15 protein-coding genes, 1 tRNA gene and 1 pseudogene are annotated in these 16,428 nt (G+C 39.8%); 7 read left to right on the forward strand and 10 right to left on the reverse strand.

The annotated features are described in order from the left end of the window. The first annotated feature begins 43 nt into the window (after nucleotides 1-43). The 5 genes from ACQ93I_RS05165 to ACQ93I_RS05185 all read left to right on the forward strand — a co-directional run bounded on the left by ACQ93I_RS05165 (nucleotide 44) and on the right by ACQ93I_RS05185 (nucleotide 3,682). Complete coding sequence (locus ACQ93I_RS05165) at nucleotides 44-847, forward strand: hypothetical protein (RefSeq protein ID WP_431697487.1); 804 nt, start codon at nucleotides 44-46, stop codon at nucleotides 845-847. 89 nt (nucleotides 848-936) lie between these two features. Next, nucleotides 937-1,218 carry a helix-turn-helix domain-containing protein gene (locus ACQ93I_RS05170; RefSeq protein ID WP_431697489.1) on the forward strand — a complete coding sequence of 94 codons (282 nt, stop codon included), beginning with the start codon at nucleotides 937-939 and terminating at the stop codon, nucleotides 1,216-1,218. Nucleotides 1,219-1,220: 2 nt separating this feature from the next. Beyond that, a complete protein-coding gene (locus ACQ93I_RS05175; protein WP_431697490.1) occupies nucleotides 1,221-2,645 on the forward strand; it encodes a DUF5906 domain-containing protein in 1,425 nt (474 codons plus the stop codon). 335 nt (nucleotides 2,646-2,980) lie between these two features. Then, the gene (locus ACQ93I_RS05180) at nucleotides 2,981-3,133 is read left to right on the forward strand and encodes a hypothetical protein (protein ID WP_431697491.1); all 153 of its coding nucleotides are present in this window, start codon (nucleotides 2,981-2,983) and stop codon (nucleotides 3,131-3,133) included. Nucleotides 3,134-3,142: 9 nt separating this feature from the next. Next, nucleotides 3,143-3,682 (forward strand): GNAT family N-acetyltransferase, encoded by a 540-nt coding sequence (locus tag ACQ93I_RS05185; RefSeq protein WP_431697492.1) that lies wholly within the window; start codon nucleotides 3,143-3,145, stop codon nucleotides 3,680-3,682. Nucleotides 3,683-3,877: 195 nt separating this feature from the next. On the opposite strand, the gene ACQ93I_RS05190 is transcribed toward ACQ93I_RS05185, so the two are convergent. After that, nucleotides 3,878-3,951: transfer RNA gene (locus ACQ93I_RS05190), tRNA-Ile, on the reverse strand. Between the two features lie 81 nt (nucleotides 3,952-4,032). After that, complete coding sequence (gene mce, locus ACQ93I_RS05195; RefSeq protein ID WP_431697493.1) at nucleotides 4,033-4,482, reverse strand: methylmalonyl-CoA epimerase; 450 nt, start codon at nucleotides 4,480-4,482, stop codon at nucleotides 4,033-4,035. 164 nt (nucleotides 4,483-4,646) lie between these two features. Here mce and rbfA point away from each other — a divergent pair, with 164 nt between their 5' ends. Both rbfA and ACQ93I_RS05205 read left to right on the forward strand, forming a co-directional pair. Then, nucleotides 4,647-5,039: a 30S ribosome-binding factor RbfA gene (gene rbfA, locus ACQ93I_RS05200; RefSeq protein ID WP_266069836.1), complete on the forward strand. Its 393-nt coding sequence runs from the start codon at nucleotides 4,647-4,649 to the stop codon at nucleotides 5,037-5,039. A 3-nt stretch (nucleotides 5,040-5,042) separates the two neighbouring features. Then, complete coding sequence (locus tag ACQ93I_RS05205; RefSeq protein ID WP_431697494.1) at nucleotides 5,043-6,242, forward strand: ABC transporter permease; 1,200 nt, start codon at nucleotides 5,043-5,045, stop codon at nucleotides 6,240-6,242. A gap of 160 nt (nucleotides 6,243-6,402) precedes the next feature. On the opposite strand, the pseudogene ACQ93I_RS05210 reads toward ACQ93I_RS05205, so the two are convergent. From ACQ93I_RS05210 to ACQ93I_RS05245, 8 genes and pseudogenes are all read right to left on the reverse strand, one after another. After that, nucleotides 6,403-6,701, reverse strand: a pseudogene (locus ACQ93I_RS05210) (type II toxin-antitoxin system RelE/ParE family toxin). Then, entirely contained in the window at nucleotides 6,694-6,945 is a 252-nt protein-coding gene (locus tag ACQ93I_RS05215) for a type II toxin-antitoxin system ParD family antitoxin (protein WP_431697496.1), read from the reverse strand. Before ACQ93I_RS05215 ends, ACQ93I_RS05210 begins: the two are co-directional and overlap by 8 nt. A gap of 138 nt (nucleotides 6,946-7,083) precedes the next feature. Beyond that, the gene (gene dusB, locus ACQ93I_RS05220) at nucleotides 7,084-8,076 is read right to left on the reverse strand and encodes a tRNA dihydrouridine synthase DusB (protein WP_431697497.1); all 993 of its coding nucleotides are present in this window, start codon (nucleotides 8,074-8,076) and stop codon (nucleotides 7,084-7,086) included. A gap of 350 nt (nucleotides 8,077-8,426) precedes the next feature. Next, nucleotides 8,427-10,841: an outer membrane beta-barrel protein gene (locus ACQ93I_RS05225; protein ID WP_431697499.1), complete on the reverse strand. Its 2,415-nt coding sequence runs from the start codon at nucleotides 10,839-10,841 to the stop codon at nucleotides 8,427-8,429. A gap of 180 nt (nucleotides 10,842-11,021) precedes the next feature. Then, entirely contained in the window at nucleotides 11,022-11,711 is a 690-nt protein-coding gene (locus ACQ93I_RS05230) for an LrgB family protein (RefSeq protein ID WP_431697500.1), read from the reverse strand. Next, nucleotides 11,708-12,085 carry a CidA/LrgA family protein gene (locus tag ACQ93I_RS05235; protein WP_431697501.1) on the reverse strand — a complete coding sequence of 126 codons (378 nt, stop codon included), beginning with the start codon at nucleotides 12,083-12,085 and terminating at the stop codon, nucleotides 11,708-11,710. The genes ACQ93I_RS05230 and ACQ93I_RS05235 overlap by 4 nt, the downstream gene beginning before the upstream one ends. Before the next feature lie 36 nt (nucleotides 12,086-12,121). Continuing rightward, nucleotides 12,122-15,055, reverse strand: coding sequence for a glycoside hydrolase family 3 N-terminal domain-containing protein (locus ACQ93I_RS05240; RefSeq protein WP_431697502.1), 2,934 nt, complete (start codon nucleotides 15,053-15,055; stop codon nucleotides 12,122-12,124). A gap of 37 nt (nucleotides 15,056-15,092) precedes the next feature. Further along, nucleotides 15,093-16,265 (reverse strand): acyltransferase family protein, encoded by a 1,173-nt coding sequence (locus ACQ93I_RS05245; RefSeq protein WP_431697504.1) that lies wholly within the window; start codon nucleotides 16,263-16,265, stop codon nucleotides 15,093-15,095. Between the last annotated feature and the right edge of the window lie 163 nt (nucleotides 16,266-16,428).

The following is a 16,428-nucleotide window of genomic DNA, read 5'->3' on the forward strand; positions in this document are numbered from 1 at the left end:
CAATTAATACGAAAATTAACTTTGTAGTCAAAAACCGGAGCTTATGAGATATTACCAACATAGAGATTATCTCGACATGATAATGATTGGATTTTTTTACCACTACGACTATTTGGTTCCATACCTACAACGAGAACAAATAAAGGCAGAAAAAGATCAGATTGAATTCAGCGAATTTATTGGAAGGACAATAACAGTACTTAAGGATTTTCGAGGGGAGCTTTATCGATTAAGAGATCAAAAAAAGGAAGAATTAGAGGCAAAGAAAAATGGAGAAAATGATAAGATTATAGAGGAACAGATTAATAATATTCAAATTACAGAAAATGTTTTCCTGCCTTTAGAAAATTATACAGATGGTAAATTTCCCGGTTATTTAGGTTTTTGGCATATCGATTGGTTTGGCCGTGCTATTGATCAAGCTTTTAATTTTTATTCGATTGAGAAGGAAGATGATGATCCTGCCAAACCGATCCAATATTTCCTATGTAGCGAAAGCGAAACTGAGGACGTCGACGAAAAAGAATCTAAAACAGCACCTAAGTTGAACCCTTATCCTGAAGTTTTCCGATCTTTAGAAAGTTACTTACTTTTCCAGAGGCTTTACACCAGTAACAAAAACAGCAGAACTCTCCTGGCCGACTTCAGTTTTATCTACAGGAGAATGTACCAAGATGGACTTTTACAGGATCATCAAACACCAGAAGTATTTCGACGATGGTTAGCTAATGAACCTTTTGAAATAGTTCTGGATAATTATCTTAAAACTCTCGACAACTGTAATACTAAGGATAAAGAAGACAGATATGATGACGCAAAAACTTTAGTGCGAAATCAAATCAACTAAATGACCGTATAGTAAACTCTACAAAAACGTGCCGTTAACTATACGGCGCTCTGATGACTTTTGGCCTATCAATCTAAATCAAAAGTCAAATGGAAAACATTTTTTTACAAGGCACCACCACAGGTAAGCTGGTGGACCTAATTTCACAGAACATTGATCGCAAGCTTGAAGCGTTCAGAAAAGATTTAACTAACGAGCAGGCCAATGATGAACTTCTTACCCGAGAAGAAGCATGCCAATTCCTAAAAATTAATTCTTCAACCTTGTGGGCGTGGACGAATAAAGGAAAAGTTACTGCTTACGGCATTGCCAATCGCCGCTATTACAAGAGGAGTGAGCTTTTAGACAGTTTAAAAGCTTTAAAAAAGTAGCGATGGAAGATCTGAATCATACCGCTAAGAGGGAAGGAAAAAAGTTTTGGTCGGAATTTTATAATCACCGTTATAGCCGGAACGAATACCAACTAAACGAGCCTGAATTACGCACTTTTTTACAGGATGAAGGCTTCCGAATATTCAAGAATAATGTCATAAGGCTTGCGGGAAACATTTCCGAAAAGATTTCACCAGAAGATATATTTCTCCATTGCCTGAAGTTTATTGAAAGCTTTGGTGATCCTGAACTGGAAGCGATATTCTTGAAAAGGGGGGAAACCTTACTTTTAAAAAGTAGAGCTATAATTTTGGGGCTATCCCAGTGTGAAATACCTCCCCTTAGAGATAGCGAAAATTTAAGCTATAAATGTTATAAAAATGGCATAGTAGTCGTAGAAAAGGATCAAGATTTTAAAATTATACCTTATGAGGACGCGCCAGGGTTTGTTTGGGAAAACTTAATAATTAAGCGCGATTTTAAATTAGTTTCTGAAGAACAACTTGGAAAAGGAGATTTTTCAAATTTTGTCGAAAATGTCACCAATAATGAAGAACATTTTGATTCTGTCTGCTCGGCATTAGGATATCTACTTCATGGGCATAAGGATCAGCGTAAACCTATTGCCATACTCATTAATGATGAAAATATTATTGATGAAGGAAAGCCTGAGGGAGGTTCCGGTAAAGGGCTATTGGTAAAAGGATTATCTAAAATAGTCGAAAAAGCATCTTATAATGGCAAGAATGCTGATTTTACTAAGGACAAGTTTGCATATCAAAATGTTCGAGATACAACTCAAATATTGTTTATAGATGATGTACCCAGAAATTTTAATTTTGAAGCTTTATTTAGTGCTTTAACAGACGATTTACCCGTAGAAAAAAAGCATCAGCAGACAATTGTACTTCCTTTTGAAGAAAGTCCCAAATTCGTTATTACAACGAATTATACCATCAACGGTAACAGTTCGAGTTACAAAAGAAGGAGATTTGATATTTTTCTAAATAACTTTTATAATGCAGAACACACGCCCACAGATGACTTCGGAAAGGAGTTTTTTCATGGCTGGTCAGAAAACGAGTGGCAGCTTTTCGACTACTTTATGATGACCTGCTTAAGGCTCTACTTAGCTCTTGGCCTTAGAAGATATGACGATAGAACCTGGGCCCTTAAAATGCTCAAAAATGAGACTTCTGCTGATTTTGTAGAGTTAATGGACGAACAGTTCAGTGAAAAAATGATTCAATATGATTACGCTTCGGTACGGCAAAATCTGATAATGAGATATGGGGAAAAATATTACTTCCTGAACAAGGATTACAAAACAATTGTTGATTGGGTTTCCAGGTACGCTTCCTTTAACGGTTTAATATTTAAAAAAGGACGCAAAACAAAAGGAATAAGCTTTACCTTCAAGTTATAAACTGGTAAGGAGAATGTAGAAGATGTAGGTAATTTCAAAATAATAAGTAGTAGAAAACAACTTGTATTTTAAAAGAACTTGTAAAGTTTTACATCTTATACACCTAAACTTTCCGAGTTAACTAACCACAGGCATGCAACATGCTGCAGTTTGGAAAAAAATGTAAAATTGTAACAATAGATTCTAAGACTTTTAAGCTCGATGCCGTGGATTAGATCCTACTAAAAATTCGAGGATAATTAAAATTTACTTAAGGTCATCAAAATAATCACTTGTTATTTATACATTTGCACTGTTATTGTATGTTACATAACATAGAATTAAAACCGTTAATTATGGCAAAACCTATTAAAGAAACTCCAGTACTATACGGTCGGGATGCTAAAAGGTTTGTTAATGAAAACAAAGAAGTTAAAAAAATCTCCCCCGAGGAAAAAAGCAAGATCCGTGAAAACTACAATATGTTGAGGAGTATTGCTTCTTTCTAAAAGTTAGCATTGGATTTAAAAGATTTCAAGTTAGACAGGCTTAAACCTGACACTATTATAAAGCCGTTTTGCTGTGGAGACACAGATTTAGACGGCTTTCTTTTTGATGATGCTCAAAATTACCTTAAAGAGCTAATGGCGGTAACCTATCTGCTTCATAATGATGATGTCACGTTAGCTTATTTTAATCTTCTCAATGACAAAATTGCTTACACCGATGTCGATAAAAATATTGACCTCTTCCAAAAAAGAATAGGTAGATTCCTTCCAATAGAAAAAGGTGGATTCCGAAGCTATCCAGCAGTCAAAATAGGTCGTCTGGCAGTTCATCAAGACTACCAGGGGAATAAAATTGGGCATCAAATCTTGGACTTTATAAAAAATAACTTTGTAGACAATAATAAAACTGGCTGTAAATTTATTACAGTTGATGCATACAAAAAGTCCACCCGCTTCTATGAACAGAATGGGTTTCAATTTCTTTCCAGTCGGGATGCAAGGTCCGATACACGCTTGATGTACTTTAATCTTGAGTCCATAAGCGACTAAATCTTTTTAAAAAGATATTTTCTAAATTCATTTAAGGATTATCGCTAAGGCTTTAAAGCTAAAAATCCCTATTTATAAGAAGTTTTGAGAATAATATTAAAGAAATGTATGGATCTACCATACATAAATCGTACAATTCAATAATAAAAAAAACCGTAACACCTTGATTTACATCTGTATTACGGTTTTTTTATGTGGTCCCACCTGGGCTCGAACCAGGGACCACCTGATTATGAGTCAGGTGCTCTAACCAGCTGAGCTATAGGACCGGCTCATTGGTGTTATGAGGGCGCAAATTTAGATATTTGTTCAATACTTAACAAGCATTTCAAAAAGATATTTTCAGGAATTTACAAATCCTCCCACACCTCGTCGCCAATGGGAATGTGCTCCTCTCCAACTTTGATCTCTTCGCACAACTCAACCAGCACACCATTAGCCGATTTTGGATGTAAAAAAGCCACCAGCTTATTGTCGGCACCTTTCTTTGGGCGTTTGGAGATGAGCTCAAAACCTTCTGCTTTGAGGCGTTTCATTTCAGCCTTGATATCGTCTACCTCAAAGGCGATGTGGTGAATACCTTCCCCTCGCTTTGCCAGGAATTTTGCCACAGCACTGTCTTCAGAAGTGGCGGCCAACAGTTCAATTTTACTCTCTCCAGTCTTGAAAAAAGAAGTTTCCACCCCTTCACTCTTCACTTTTTCAGATTTGTAACTTTCAGTCTGCAGCAGTTTCGCGTAAAGTTCATTAGCGGCTTGCAGGTCTTTTACTGCTATTCCTATGTGTTCAATCTTTTTCATTTTTCAGTTTCAATAGTTTTTAAAAGTAAATTTCCGAAGCTACATGAGTCGCTCCGGAAGTTTTGAGTTTTAAATATAAAAAGTCGGGAGCGTTTAGGAGCAAAAACCTAAAGCTATTAACGCAGATTTTAAGATTTGAGCACTAAATGTGCTATTTTTGTGCCATGGAAACGAACAGACAGAAAAAAATAGGAGGCGTATTACAGCAAGATCTTGCCGATGTGCTGCAGTCTCACTTGAGGGATGCGGGAAGAACAGGAATTTTAATCTCTGTTTCGAAGGTGAAGGTCACCACAGATCTTTCGCAGGCAAAGGCTTACCTGAGCATATTCCCGGCAAAGAACGCGCAGGATATCTTGAAGGAACTCAACCTGCTAAAGCCAAAACTTAAACACGAACTGGCACTGCGCACCAAGAATCAGCTGCGACGTATGCCCAACCTCGAATTTTTTATTGATGATTCCCTCGATTATATTGAGAACATCGAAAAATCGATAAAAGGCGAGAACAATCCTATTGAACAGCCTGATTTGCTTTCGAAGCGAAAAAAATCTTAGCGCTTGAAGTTCCCCTTTTACATAGCCCGCAGGTACTTGTTCTCAAAAAGCAGCAACAATGCCATCAACATCATTACCCTCATTGCGGCTATAGGGGTTTTTGCAGGGGCTTTTGCCCTCTTTATCGTACTTTCGGGCTTTACGGGCCTCAAAGACTTCAGCCTTTCTTTTTCTAACGAATACGATCCCGATCTCAAGGTGCTTGCGGCAACGGGAAAAACGTTTAATTTTTCTTCGGAAGAAAAACAGGAGCTGGAAAATATCGGCGGAATTTCCACTTTTTCAGAAGTAATTGAAGAAAGGGTATTCCTTGATTTTAAGTCGAAGAATAAAACAGCCTACATCAAAGGTGTAGATGAGAATTTCCTGAAGGTGAACAAACTGGACAGTGCCGTAGGTATGGGAGGCTGGTTTCATCCTGAAGAAGCCCAGGTGGTGATTGGTAACACCATTTCTCACGAGCTCAACCTTGGCACCTTTGATTATATGAGCCTGCTGGAGATCATGGTGCCACGCCCCGGCAAAGGGCAGGTGCTTGATCCTACCACCGCCTTTAATTCAAAACGAGCAGTAGTATCGGGTATTTACAGCATCAACGAAGAACTGGATGGCAAATATGTGTTTGCTTCTATTGGCCTGGCGAGAGAGCTGCTTGACCTGAAACCTGACGAGATCACCGGACTCGAACTTAAACTAACCCCCAATGCCAATCCCGAAACTGTAAAATCGGCTGTACAGGCAGTTCTTAATGACGATGTTGAAATTAAGAACAGGGCGCAACTCAACGATGCCCTCTACAAAATGCTGAATACCGAAAACCTGGCCGTATACCTCATTTTCACCCTGGTTTTGATCATTGCGCTTTTTAATGTGGTGGGTTCTATTATCATGGTGATTTTAGACAAAAGAGAGAATATAAAGACGTTACACAGCCTTGGGGCCACGCCGGGACAAATCAAGAATATTTTCTTTACCCAGGGCGTATTTATGACACTTTTGGGAGGTAGCCTAGGCCTGCTTTTCTCTATTGCCGTGGTCTTTTTACAACTACAGTATGACCTGGTGATGATCACGCCCACCCTGCCTTATCCTGTAGCCATCACGTGGCAAAATATAGTGGTAGTGATGCTCACCATTACTGCGCTGGGCACTATGGCTTCTTATATTGCGGCAAGCCGAAGCAAAAAAGCTCTGGGCGCATAGAGATGGAAACTAAATAATAAAAGGGTATCTCAGTTTTATCTTGATGATAAGCTCATATCATTCCTGCAAGAAATATCTTCTGAAAATGCCATTTTTGATACCTTAGCAGCAGCTGGCCTTAAACGAACTGGTAGCCGGAAAACCTCTTTTATATATCGGGTTACTCCTGAATCCTGGTTTTAAGATCCATTCGTCCATGTAATATTCTTAGAATTTCAATTTTTTCTTCCTCAAGGCAGCGATAAAAGATTATATGTTCCCTCCATTTCATTCCGCGAAGATTTGGTAAAATGAGGTCATATACCTTTCCTAAATCCGGTAATTAGCCACCTCATTAAAACCTTTAAGGAGCACGTGGTAATATTCATCTGCCTGTTTTTCTGACCAATTCTCACAAGTGTATCTCCAAATGCTATTAAGATCTTCAACAGCTTTTTTAGTGAGATAATACTTAGCCATTCACTTTTCGGAATGATTTTAAAGACTGCAAATTCTTTTGAGCATCAAAATCATGATCATAGCCACTGTCGATTCCCTCCTGAATAGCATTCTTTAGAAGAATTGCTTTAGTTTCTTCATTTTCCAGAAGTCTCAACCCTGCCCGTATAACCTCACTAACATTTTTATAGCGCCCGGCAGAAACCTGTTCCTGAACAAAGTCATCAAAATAATTTCCAAGTGAAATAGAAGTGTTCTTGCTCATATTTTTTAATCCAAATGTAAAGTATTAAAGTACCAAAAATTGGTAACAAACAAAAACAAATTCACATTTCCATAATAGGATAAGAGCAAAAATCAATGTTAAAAAATGCCATTTTTGACACCTTAGCAACAGCTGACTTTAAACGAACTGGTAGCCAGAAAATTCCTTTTCCACTTCATCGAAGGCAGCAAATACATCGGCGGCATCATCGCTGGTCACCATCTTTTGGCGGTAGTCCTTGAAGTGCGGAATTCCTTTAAAGTAATTGGTATAGTGTCTTCTGGTTTCAAAAACACCCAGCTTCTCCCCTTTCCAGTCAATTGCCATTTGCAGGTGGCGGCGGGCAGCATCAAGACGCTCTTCCATGGTAGGAGGCGCAAGGTGTTCTCCGGTTTTGAAGAAATGTTTTACTTCTTTAAAGAACCAGGGATAGCCAATGCTGGCCCGGCCAATCATCGCACCATCCAATCCATATTTGTCGCGCATCTCTACAGCTCTTTCGGGCGTGTCTACGTCGCCGTTACCAAAGATTGGAATATGCATACGCGGATTGTTCTTTACTTCGGAAATAGGCCTCCAATCGGCTTCTCCCTTGTACATCTGCACCCGGGTGCGGCCGTGAATTGATATTGCGCTGGCGCCTACATCCTGAAGTCTTTCAGCGACTTCCACAATCTTGATGGAATCGGCATCCCAGCCGAGTCGGGTTTTTACAGTTATGGGTAGGTTGGTATGTTTTACCATAGCCTCGGTAAGAGAGACCATCAATGGAATATCTTTTAGGATCCCTGCACCGGCACCTTTTGAAACTACCTTTTTGACAGGGCAGCCAAAGTTAATATCGATAATATCGGGACCAGACTTCTCCACAATCTCAACCGATTGCAGCATGGATTCCAGGTTGGCTCCAAAGATCTGAATGCCCACAGGTCTTTCTTTTTCGTAGATATCAAGCTTCATAACGCTCTTTGCGGCATCACGAATAAGCCCTTCCGAAGAAATGAATTCGGTATACACCACATCGGCGCCCTGTTCCTTGCACAATGCCCGAAACGGCGGATCGCTCACATCTTCCATTGGTGCTAACAACAATGGAAATTCTCCTACATCTATGTTTCCTATTTTCGCCAAAACAACTGTTTTTCAGGCTGCAAAAATAATGAAATTTATTTAGTGGATAGTCTTTAGTCGATAGACGGTAGAAGGCTCATTTTTAAACAAAACTCATTAAAGCTATGAACAGGGCCAGGAAGAAATTCACCCATTCGTCCTTTTTCTTTTTAAATATAAATCTGATTAGAATTTGGTACCTGAATTTATCTTTTTCAAAACACTTCTAACTTCGTCCTTCTAAAATCGTACTTCAATTGTTTCCCGCTGATATCGCAGATTTCCGCAGAAAAAGACTTTTCTGATATGGCTATAAAATTCATCCGGGTCACCAGCACATTATTCAATATACCTTATACAATATACATTTTTTAGATCCTGTCTCTTTCAGCTGCTTCTATAGCTCTTTGGTTATCGCTGAGCCTGAAGTTTCCGAAGTTATATTTGAATCCTACACGTATATAGCGGGTTTCTGGTCTTGGATAGTAGCCGTTGTCCTGGTTGAGATATCGTGATTTAAGCCAGGTATTGGTCTCATCAAGCAGGTCTTCTACATTCACGCTAACCTCAGCGCGATTGTTCCACAGGGTTTTGCGAAGCCCCAGGGAAAGCGTGGTCATTGGATCCATTTTATAGGAGCCGCTAAGCCAATCGGATATATAAGTAAGACTTAATTCTCCTGTGAGCGTACCGTCTTTAGAAATAATAATATTGTTGTAGAGGCTTCCGTAGAAACCATCTATCTTTAAAGTCACCGGCACATCACCGCTTTCAATAGCTACAAAAGTACGTTCCTCGTTAAAGAGGGAAACGTAAGCGTATGCATACCACCAATTAGCAACAGAACGCCCGTGAGTAATGTCAATTCCTACAGATTTACTCTCCAGTAAATTCATACTCACCCTGCGAATAAGCATTTGCTCATTGTCCTGAAAGCTGAGGGTTTGGGGAGTTTCCCCGCTATCCCTATAATAAAGATCGAAGAAATACTCATTTTTGAGGGCATAGCTCAGGGTAAAGTTATTGCTAATGGAAGCCTCCAGATTTGGATTACCCGAGTTATAATCAAATTCTGTAAGATAGTATCTAAACGGGTTCAGGCTTTCGTACCTGGGCCGCTGAATCCTTCGGCTGTAGTCAAAGGTAAGGCTGTGATTATCACTAAAGCTGTGCTGCAGGTAAAACGTGGGGAACAATTCAAAATACTCCCGGGTGTCGATCTGCTCCATTGATCTCGAATCTCCAGTACGATCTGTATATTCCCCTCTCAAACCACCTTTGACACTCCACTTCTCCCAGTCTTTTGCCAGAGAGAAATATGCAGCATAAATATTTTCATCGTAGAGAAAATTATCTGACTGATCTTCGTCAAATAAATAAGTCCCGGTCTCGGGAGCCATACGGAAGTAGTCTATCCCGCTTTCAGAAGTAATAACGGAAGCTTTTATTCCGCTTTCAAAGCTGGTACTGCCTATGGGCGTGATAAAATCCAGCTGACCTGTAAAAATTTCGATTCCCTGTTGCGCTTCAGTAGTAAAAGCGTAATTGGAAGTAGTAGCATCAAGATCTACAATACTTGTATTTATTCCCTGTTCCCTGTCCTGATCATAGCGGGTATAATGTGCTTTTGCAGAAACCTGCGCACCGGGTTTGTCTAATAAATGTTTAAATTCAAGATCAAGCGCCACATTAGAAACATCCTCCTCAAGTTCACTTTTGGTAATGAGGTTTTCTACTTCCTCATTCGTTTCATAGACCCTGGTAAAAACATTGTTATTAAATGTCTCATTGGGTGAATACGTAAGACTGGAAGAGAAATTAAGAATGTTGTTATCATCAAAATTATAGTCGAGCAGTATGTTCGCATTATGAGCATTTGACTGCGTAGTGCGATCAAAATTAGTTTCCCAGCGGTTTACGATATTGTCAGCTCCATCTCGAAAGTTGATGTAGCTATCGTCCTCTTTATATTCCTTGCGGGTAGAGTTGGTGTAATTTCCGAAGAGATTGAGTTTATCAGTTTTATAATAATGGCTGGTCCCGACCTGGAATTTAGGATAGATCGCCTGCGTCCATGCCCCGTTAATATTTCCTTTATAACCCGGTGCAATACTTTTGGTGGTGACAATGTTAAGAATAGCACCTCCTTCGGCATCATATCGAGATGGTGGCGTGGTGATTACCTCAATAGATTTGATATTTTCTGCTGAATAATTTTCGAGCAGGGTTTGTAATTCGGAAGCGGTTAGTTGCACCTTTCGGTCGTTGATATAAACCTGCACGCTCTGATTTCTCACCATGAGAGAATTGCCAGAGAGGATCACCCCGGGTGTCTTTTTTAAAATATCCCAGGAACTACCTGTTGAAAGTGTAGTATTCTCCACGCTAAAAACCAGGCGGTCAACTTCTCTTTTTACTGAAGGATTCTTATAATTTATGGAGACTTCGTTAAGTGTAGCGGTGTTCTCCTTCAGGGTAATGTCGCCTAATTGCTTATTACCCGTGACCTCAATATGTTGTAACAGGTCTTCAAATCCAACAAAACTTATTTTAAGCAGGTAATTATCTTCCGCTACAGATTTAAGAGAGAAGCGCCCATCTTCTGAAGAGACGGCTCCCCGATATACAGTTGTAGAATCTTGAGCATTAAATAATATTACATTAGCAAAAGCAACAGGTTCCCCCGAAGCATCGAGAGTGCGACCTTCAACAGAATGCTGGCTTAAAGCCGAAAAAGAACAGAAAAATAAGAACAGGCACAGTGGGAGGCTGTATAATTTGGTCATGCAATTTGATGGTTAGTGCTTGATAAAGTTAACAAAATCAAACAAATATAGCATATATGCGCTAAGAACAAAATATTTTTGCTGCTGCTGTTGCATGGGCTAACTTCTCTTTACTCAAGTTGTTGTGCCTCTGAAAAAATTATGTGCTATTGATAGAAGCTCTCAAGAATTTAAGGGGAACTAGAGTAGTAAGTGTAAGATAACAGGAGTGACTATTGCAGTCACTATACCATTGAGACACATGGCAATTCCGCTATAGACGCCGGGAATTTTTCCTTCCTCAATCGCCCGGGCAGTGCCTATTCCATGAGCTGCCGTGCCAAGCGCCGCACCTATTGCTCTTTGATTGGTAATACCCATTTTGTTTAAAAAGTACAGACCAAATACGTTTCCAAAAACCCCTACCGCTATTACGATGCCTGCAGTAATATCGGGGATTCCTCCTACGTTCTTGGTGATTTCTATGGCAATAGGTGTGGTAACAGATTTGGAGGCCAAAGACTGGATCAAAAACATCGGCATTTCAAGGAGAAGCAGGAAGACAACAATACTTACTACACCGCAAATTCCTCCAATGACCACAGCAATGGTAAGCAACCTGAGATCCTTCCGCAGCTCTTCATACTTCTCGTAAAAAAAAGCACCTAAAGCAACTACTGCCGGACCTAGAAAATAAGTCAGAATTTTTCCTCCCTTGTTATAAGCCTCAAAAGGAATATCGAAAATCTTAAGAAATACTATTATTCCCACAATAGCAAGAAGAACAGGATTAAGAAATGCTATTTTAAATCTCTTTATTCTTCCGGCTAAAGCATAAAAAACCAAGGTTATCCCGATGCCAAAAATAGCCCACAGAAAAGAGAAGTTCATTTTCCCGTTTTTTGAAGAATTATGGCTGTAACATATAAAGTTAGCAGGGTACTGGCAATTACAGCAATTGAAAGGGGCAGCCAGTATGATTTTATCATATCAAAATAAACCATCAAACCCACCCCGTAAGGAATAAAGAACACCACCAGAAACTCTATGAGTTTATCTGCTGCCGGTTTGATTGCGCTCAAGGGCGCCCATTTGTATTTAAGCGCCACAAAAAGCAGCACCATCCCTATTATATTTCCCCCAACAGGCAGAGCAAAAAGATAACTTATCAACTCTCCCATGAGCAGAAAAAGCAAAATAAAAAAGAATGCTTTAAGTCTCGCCCAGGAGAAAAGATCTTTAAGGTAGTTCAGTATTTTATACAATCTTACATATTAAGAAATCACAGGTCTCAAAAATAGCTATTTTTTGATGGCATCATAAAGCACCTGATGGATTTCTGTACGGGTATTTAGGCTGTATAATCTATGATTATCGCGGGTAGGATGCACACGGTTAGAAAGAAATATATACAGTAAATCTACTTCAGGATCCATCCACACCATAATACCTGTAAAACCGGTATGGCCAAAGCTGGCTGCCGATGCATCCTGCGCAGTGTTCCTGCTCTCTCCCTGCTCGTTGTAATGTGGCTTATCAAAACCCAGGGCCCTGTGATTATCTTTATTAGGAAAGGTGGTTTCTGTAAATTTCTGAAGCGTTTGCTCCTCTAAATATTGTTTACCCCCATAATTCCCGCCATTAAGATACATCTGTAACAGCTTTGCAAGGTCATTGGAATTGGCAAACAATCCGGCGTGGCCAGACACTCCCCCCAGCATTATAGCACCTTCATCGTGTACCGTGCCGTGAATGGGTTGCTGCCTGAATAAAAAGTCATTTTCTGTAGGCACAATCCTGTAAAGTGGCAACTGCGGATTAAAACCTACCGTAGTAGCTCCTAAAGGATTATAGAAGTTCTCCTGAAGAAAATCAGTAAAAGACAATTCGGTTCGACTTTCCACCACTCGTGGCGCAAGGATAAAGAAGAAATCTGAATACACATACTCCTTCTTTTCACGTAAAGGAGAATTGCGTATTGCTTTTACGATCTTGTTTGGGTAATTCTTGTGCAGGTACATTCCTTCCTTAATTTTTATGGGATAATCTTCAGAAGGTATTTTCTTAAAGGTCTTTCTCTTGTAACTGCCATTCTTTCTAAAAGTGTCTTTCCAGAAAGGGATCCAGGGTTGAAATCTCGCCTGGTGCGTTAAGATGTCATAAAACGGAATATCTGCCTTATTAGATCTTCGGAAAGATGGAAGATGATCGGCCAGTGTGCCATCCAATTTGAATTTCCCCTGCTCATACAATTCCATTAGCGCAGCCATTGAAGTTGAAATTTTTGTTACGGAAGCGAGATCATAAACATCATCCTTTTTTACGGTAACAGTATCAGAATAAGTATGGGTACCGTAAGCCTTGTGAAATATAACTTTTTGATCTTTCGCCACCAGAATCTGTGCTCCAGGAGTTGCTTTCATCTCCATGGCCAGGTTCATAAGCGAATCAATTCTTGTTTTTAAAATTTCTGAATCCATTCCTGCGGCTTCAGGAAGAGTATAACTAAACCGGATACCTCCTTCTACCTCCAGGCCGTCTCCGCCTTTAAATTTTTTCCCCACACTCACCGGAAGCTTTCCGTTAGCACCAAGTCCGCCAAAGATAAGCTGTGCTGCCACCTCCTGGGTTTCCTCACTATCCTGATAAGCAACTACCAGGCCTGCAGCATCTTCAATTCCGTCAATTTTATTGAGTACGTATGGGTTCTTAAAAAAGGCAAAAATCGAGTTATCTTTTGAAGCCAATTCTTTTATGAGTTGCAACACATCTTCATTAAGTCGCAGGTTATTCCTCGGAAATTTGCTGAAGTCGTGAATTCCTGAAATTACCACATCGTAATTCTGAAGCTGGTCCTTCAGGGTTTGCACCATTAATTCTGAAGCGTCTGCCGGCAGATTAAAATGCGTAATTCCGGCATAAAGGTCAAGGGTTTCCTGGAAAACCGTTCTTTCCATAGTACCAAAAGAAACAGAAGCTATTCTCAAAGATTCCAGCTCCTGTACCGGGATAACATTGTTAGTATTTTTAAGAACAGTTAGCGAAGCCTCTGCCAGTTTTCGCTTAAGGTAAACTGCCTTTGGCGTGTTTATCTCTTCTAATATATTTTTTACTTCTACAGGTTCATAGTTATTGAGCCCCACCCACTGCTTAACTGCCAAAATCTTTCTTGCACGCGAATCAATTTCCTTTTGGGAAATAAGTCCCTGATTAACGGCTTTCCGAATTTCTGAAATAGCTTTTGAAACTTCCACAGTAAATTCCAAAAGATCATTCCCTGCAAGGATAGCATCTTTGTCTACAATCCCAGGTTCATTGCCTTCGGTCACACCTTTCATGTTCATCGCATCGGTAACGATGAGGCCTTCAAAGCCCAGTTCCTCCTTTAAAAGGCCAGTAATGATAGGCTTAGATAAAGTAGAAGGAACCCCCGTAGAATCAAGCGCTGGGATGTTTAAATGCGCTACCATAACCCCGCCTATCCCCGCTTTCATAACCTCTTTAAATGGATACAGCTCTAAAGAATCAAGTCTTACCACCGGGTGGTTAATTTGCGGAAGCGAATAATGAGAATCTGTATCTGTATCTCCATGACCCGGAAAATGCTTCGCTGTGGGGAGCAGTTTTGCATCCTGCATCCCCTGCATATAGGCAGTAGCTTTTCGCGCCACATTGTATTTGTCTTCCCCAAAAGATCGATAATTAATTACCGGATTATTCGGATTGTTATTCACATCTACCACAGGTGCAAAATTGAGGTGCAGCCCTGTTCTTTTTATTTGCCTGCCCACTTCGGTGCCCAACTCGTAAATCAGGTCTTCCTCCTGAACCGCGCCCAAAGCCATTTGGAAAGGATAACTAATGGTACTATCAAGACGCATGCCCAGACCCCATTCGCCATCTATAGCTCCCAAAAGTGGCACTGTTGACACTTCCTGATATTCATTCATCAGCTTCACCTGACTCTCAGGATCTCCCTGGAAAAATATGAGTCCGCCAATCTTTTGTTCGTTGATAAGTTTAAGAATTTCCTGCTTATGGTCTTCGCCACGATTGGAATATGCCGCTACCATAATAAGTTGAGCAATGCGTTCATCTGGCGACAGCGTTGTCATCACAGAATCTACCCATTTGCTGTTTGTATATTTCAGAAATGGAGGTTTAGTGTTTTGAGCCTTTAGAGAAAGGTTGAACAAAAGGGCTACGACTAAGAGAAAGGGGGAAATTTTTGACATTTTTGAGGTTCTATCTTTAAAAATATGGTGCGTGAAATTACACCTTGATATAAATTCGTTTTTTATCCATCCAGTAGCCCATGAGCCACATGAGCAGCATATAACAAACGGCAAAAAGCAGCGATGCATTATATGCTCCCAGCCAGCTAAGGAAAAAGTTATTATAAATCCAGCCTTTCATGGAAGCGCCATTGATCCAGATGACGCTCATAAGCATCACAAAGACCCCTGACATTACAAAAATGAATAAAGGGTTTTTACCAAAGACTTCAAAGAAGTAGGTCCAGGATTTTAGCTTTACCACTTCAATAATCCAAATAAGGAATCCAATAAGTACAAGACCCCAGCCAATGGTAAGAACCACATAAGAGCTGGTCCAGATTGGCTTATTGATTGGAAACACCAGGTCCCATACCTCTCCCAAAATAACGAAAGCTATACCGGCTGCTACCAATTTCCATACTGTGGTAAAATTATTTCCAGATTTCTGAATAAAAATGCCGGCAACATATCCTGCAATAACATTAACTATAGCGGGCAAAGTGCTCAAAAGTCCTTCAGGATCGAATGGAAGACCAAAGCCACTATATAGATTTTCAGGAGAAAAGATCAATAAATCAAATTTAAACGCTGCATTACCTTCTTTGGAATAAGGGTTCCCGGCATCACCAAAATAATACATGATCCACCAATATAATAGGAGAATGCCAGCACTTATAATTATTGAACCTTTCAGTTTAAAATATTTTACGATTAGGGATCCAAAAAGGTAACAAAGAGCAATTCGCTGTAAGACTCCCATGATACGCATTTCGGAAAGATCCTTTAAAACCAGCTCTCCACCCGACCGGTAAACAAAGGGGAAGGCGCTTAGAAAAAGACCTATAACGAAGATTTTAATGGTCCTTCTAAATACCTTTTTTAGAAATACAGAATCAGGTTGCGCATCAAATTTGCGCATACTAAAGCTCATGGCATTACCCACCACGAACAAAAAGCTGGGAAAAACTAAATCTGTAATTGTGAATCCATGCCAGGCAGCATGTTTAAAAGGAGCGTAAATGGTGCTCCAGCTTCCGGGGGTATTTACCAGCACCATGAGTGCAACAGTTAGACCCCTTAATACATCTAGTGCCAAAAATCTTTGGCCGCGGTTGGGTTTAAAAATAGTTTTTTCTTCCCCAGACTTTGTTATATTAAGGCTTTCCATAAGTGGGTTTAACCATTATTTACACCTACTTCTTCAGAAGTTTTGTAAATAATGTGGATTTAATCTCAGCATAAAAATATAAATTTTTATTAAATAAAATAACTTTTATAAAAATTTTGATTAAGTTCTTTGGTTGTAACCTCTTTTTATTCTACTTTTAATT

Origin of the sequence: Salinimicrobium sp. WS361, assembly GCF_050750585.1 — a bacterium.
GTDB lineage: Bacteria > Bacteroidota > Bacteroidia > Flavobacteriales > Flavobacteriaceae > Salinimicrobium.

Excerpts from the sequence above, each read along its gene's own strand:
- ACQ93I_RS05165 (WP_431697487.1), top strand. The coding sequence starts at position 44 with ATGAGATATTACCAACATAGAGATTATCTCGACATGATAATGATTGGA.
- ACQ93I_RS05170 (WP_431697489.1), top strand. The coding sequence starts at position 937 with ATGGAAAACATTTTTTTACAAGGCACCACCACAGGTAAGCTGGTGGAC.
- ACQ93I_RS05175 (WP_431697490.1), top strand. The coding sequence starts at position 1,221 with ATGGAAGATCTGAATCATACCGCTAAGAGGGAAGGAAAAAAGTTTTGG.
- ACQ93I_RS05180 (WP_431697491.1), top strand. The coding sequence starts at position 2,981 with ATGGCAAAACCTATTAAAGAAACTCCAGTACTATACGGTCGGGATGCT.
- mce (WP_431697493.1), bottom strand. The coding sequence starts at position 4,482 with ATGAAAAAGATTGAACACATAGGAATAGCAGTAAAAGACCTGCAAGCC.
- rbfA (WP_266069836.1), top strand. The coding sequence starts at position 4,647 with ATGGAAACGAACAGACAGAAAAAAATAGGAGGCGTATTACAGCAAGAT.
- ACQ93I_RS05215 (WP_431697496.1), bottom strand. The coding sequence starts at position 6,945 with ATGAGCAAGAACACTTCTATTTCACTTGGAAATTATTTTGATGACTTT.
- ACQ93I_RS05225 (WP_431697499.1), bottom strand. The coding sequence starts at position 10,841 with ATGACCAAATTATACAGCCTCCCACTGTGCCTGTTCTTATTTTTCTGT.
- ACQ93I_RS05230 (WP_431697500.1), bottom strand. The coding sequence starts at position 11,711 with ATGAACTTCTCTTTTCTGTGGGCTATTTTTGGCATCGGGATAACCTTG.
- ACQ93I_RS05240 (WP_431697502.1), bottom strand. The coding sequence starts at position 15,055 with ATGTCAAAAATTTCCCCCTTTCTCTTAGTCGTAGCCCTTTTGTTCAAC.
- ACQ93I_RS05245 (WP_431697504.1), bottom strand. The coding sequence starts at position 16,265 with ATGGAAAGCCTTAATATAACAAAGTCTGGGGAAGAAAAAACTATTTTT.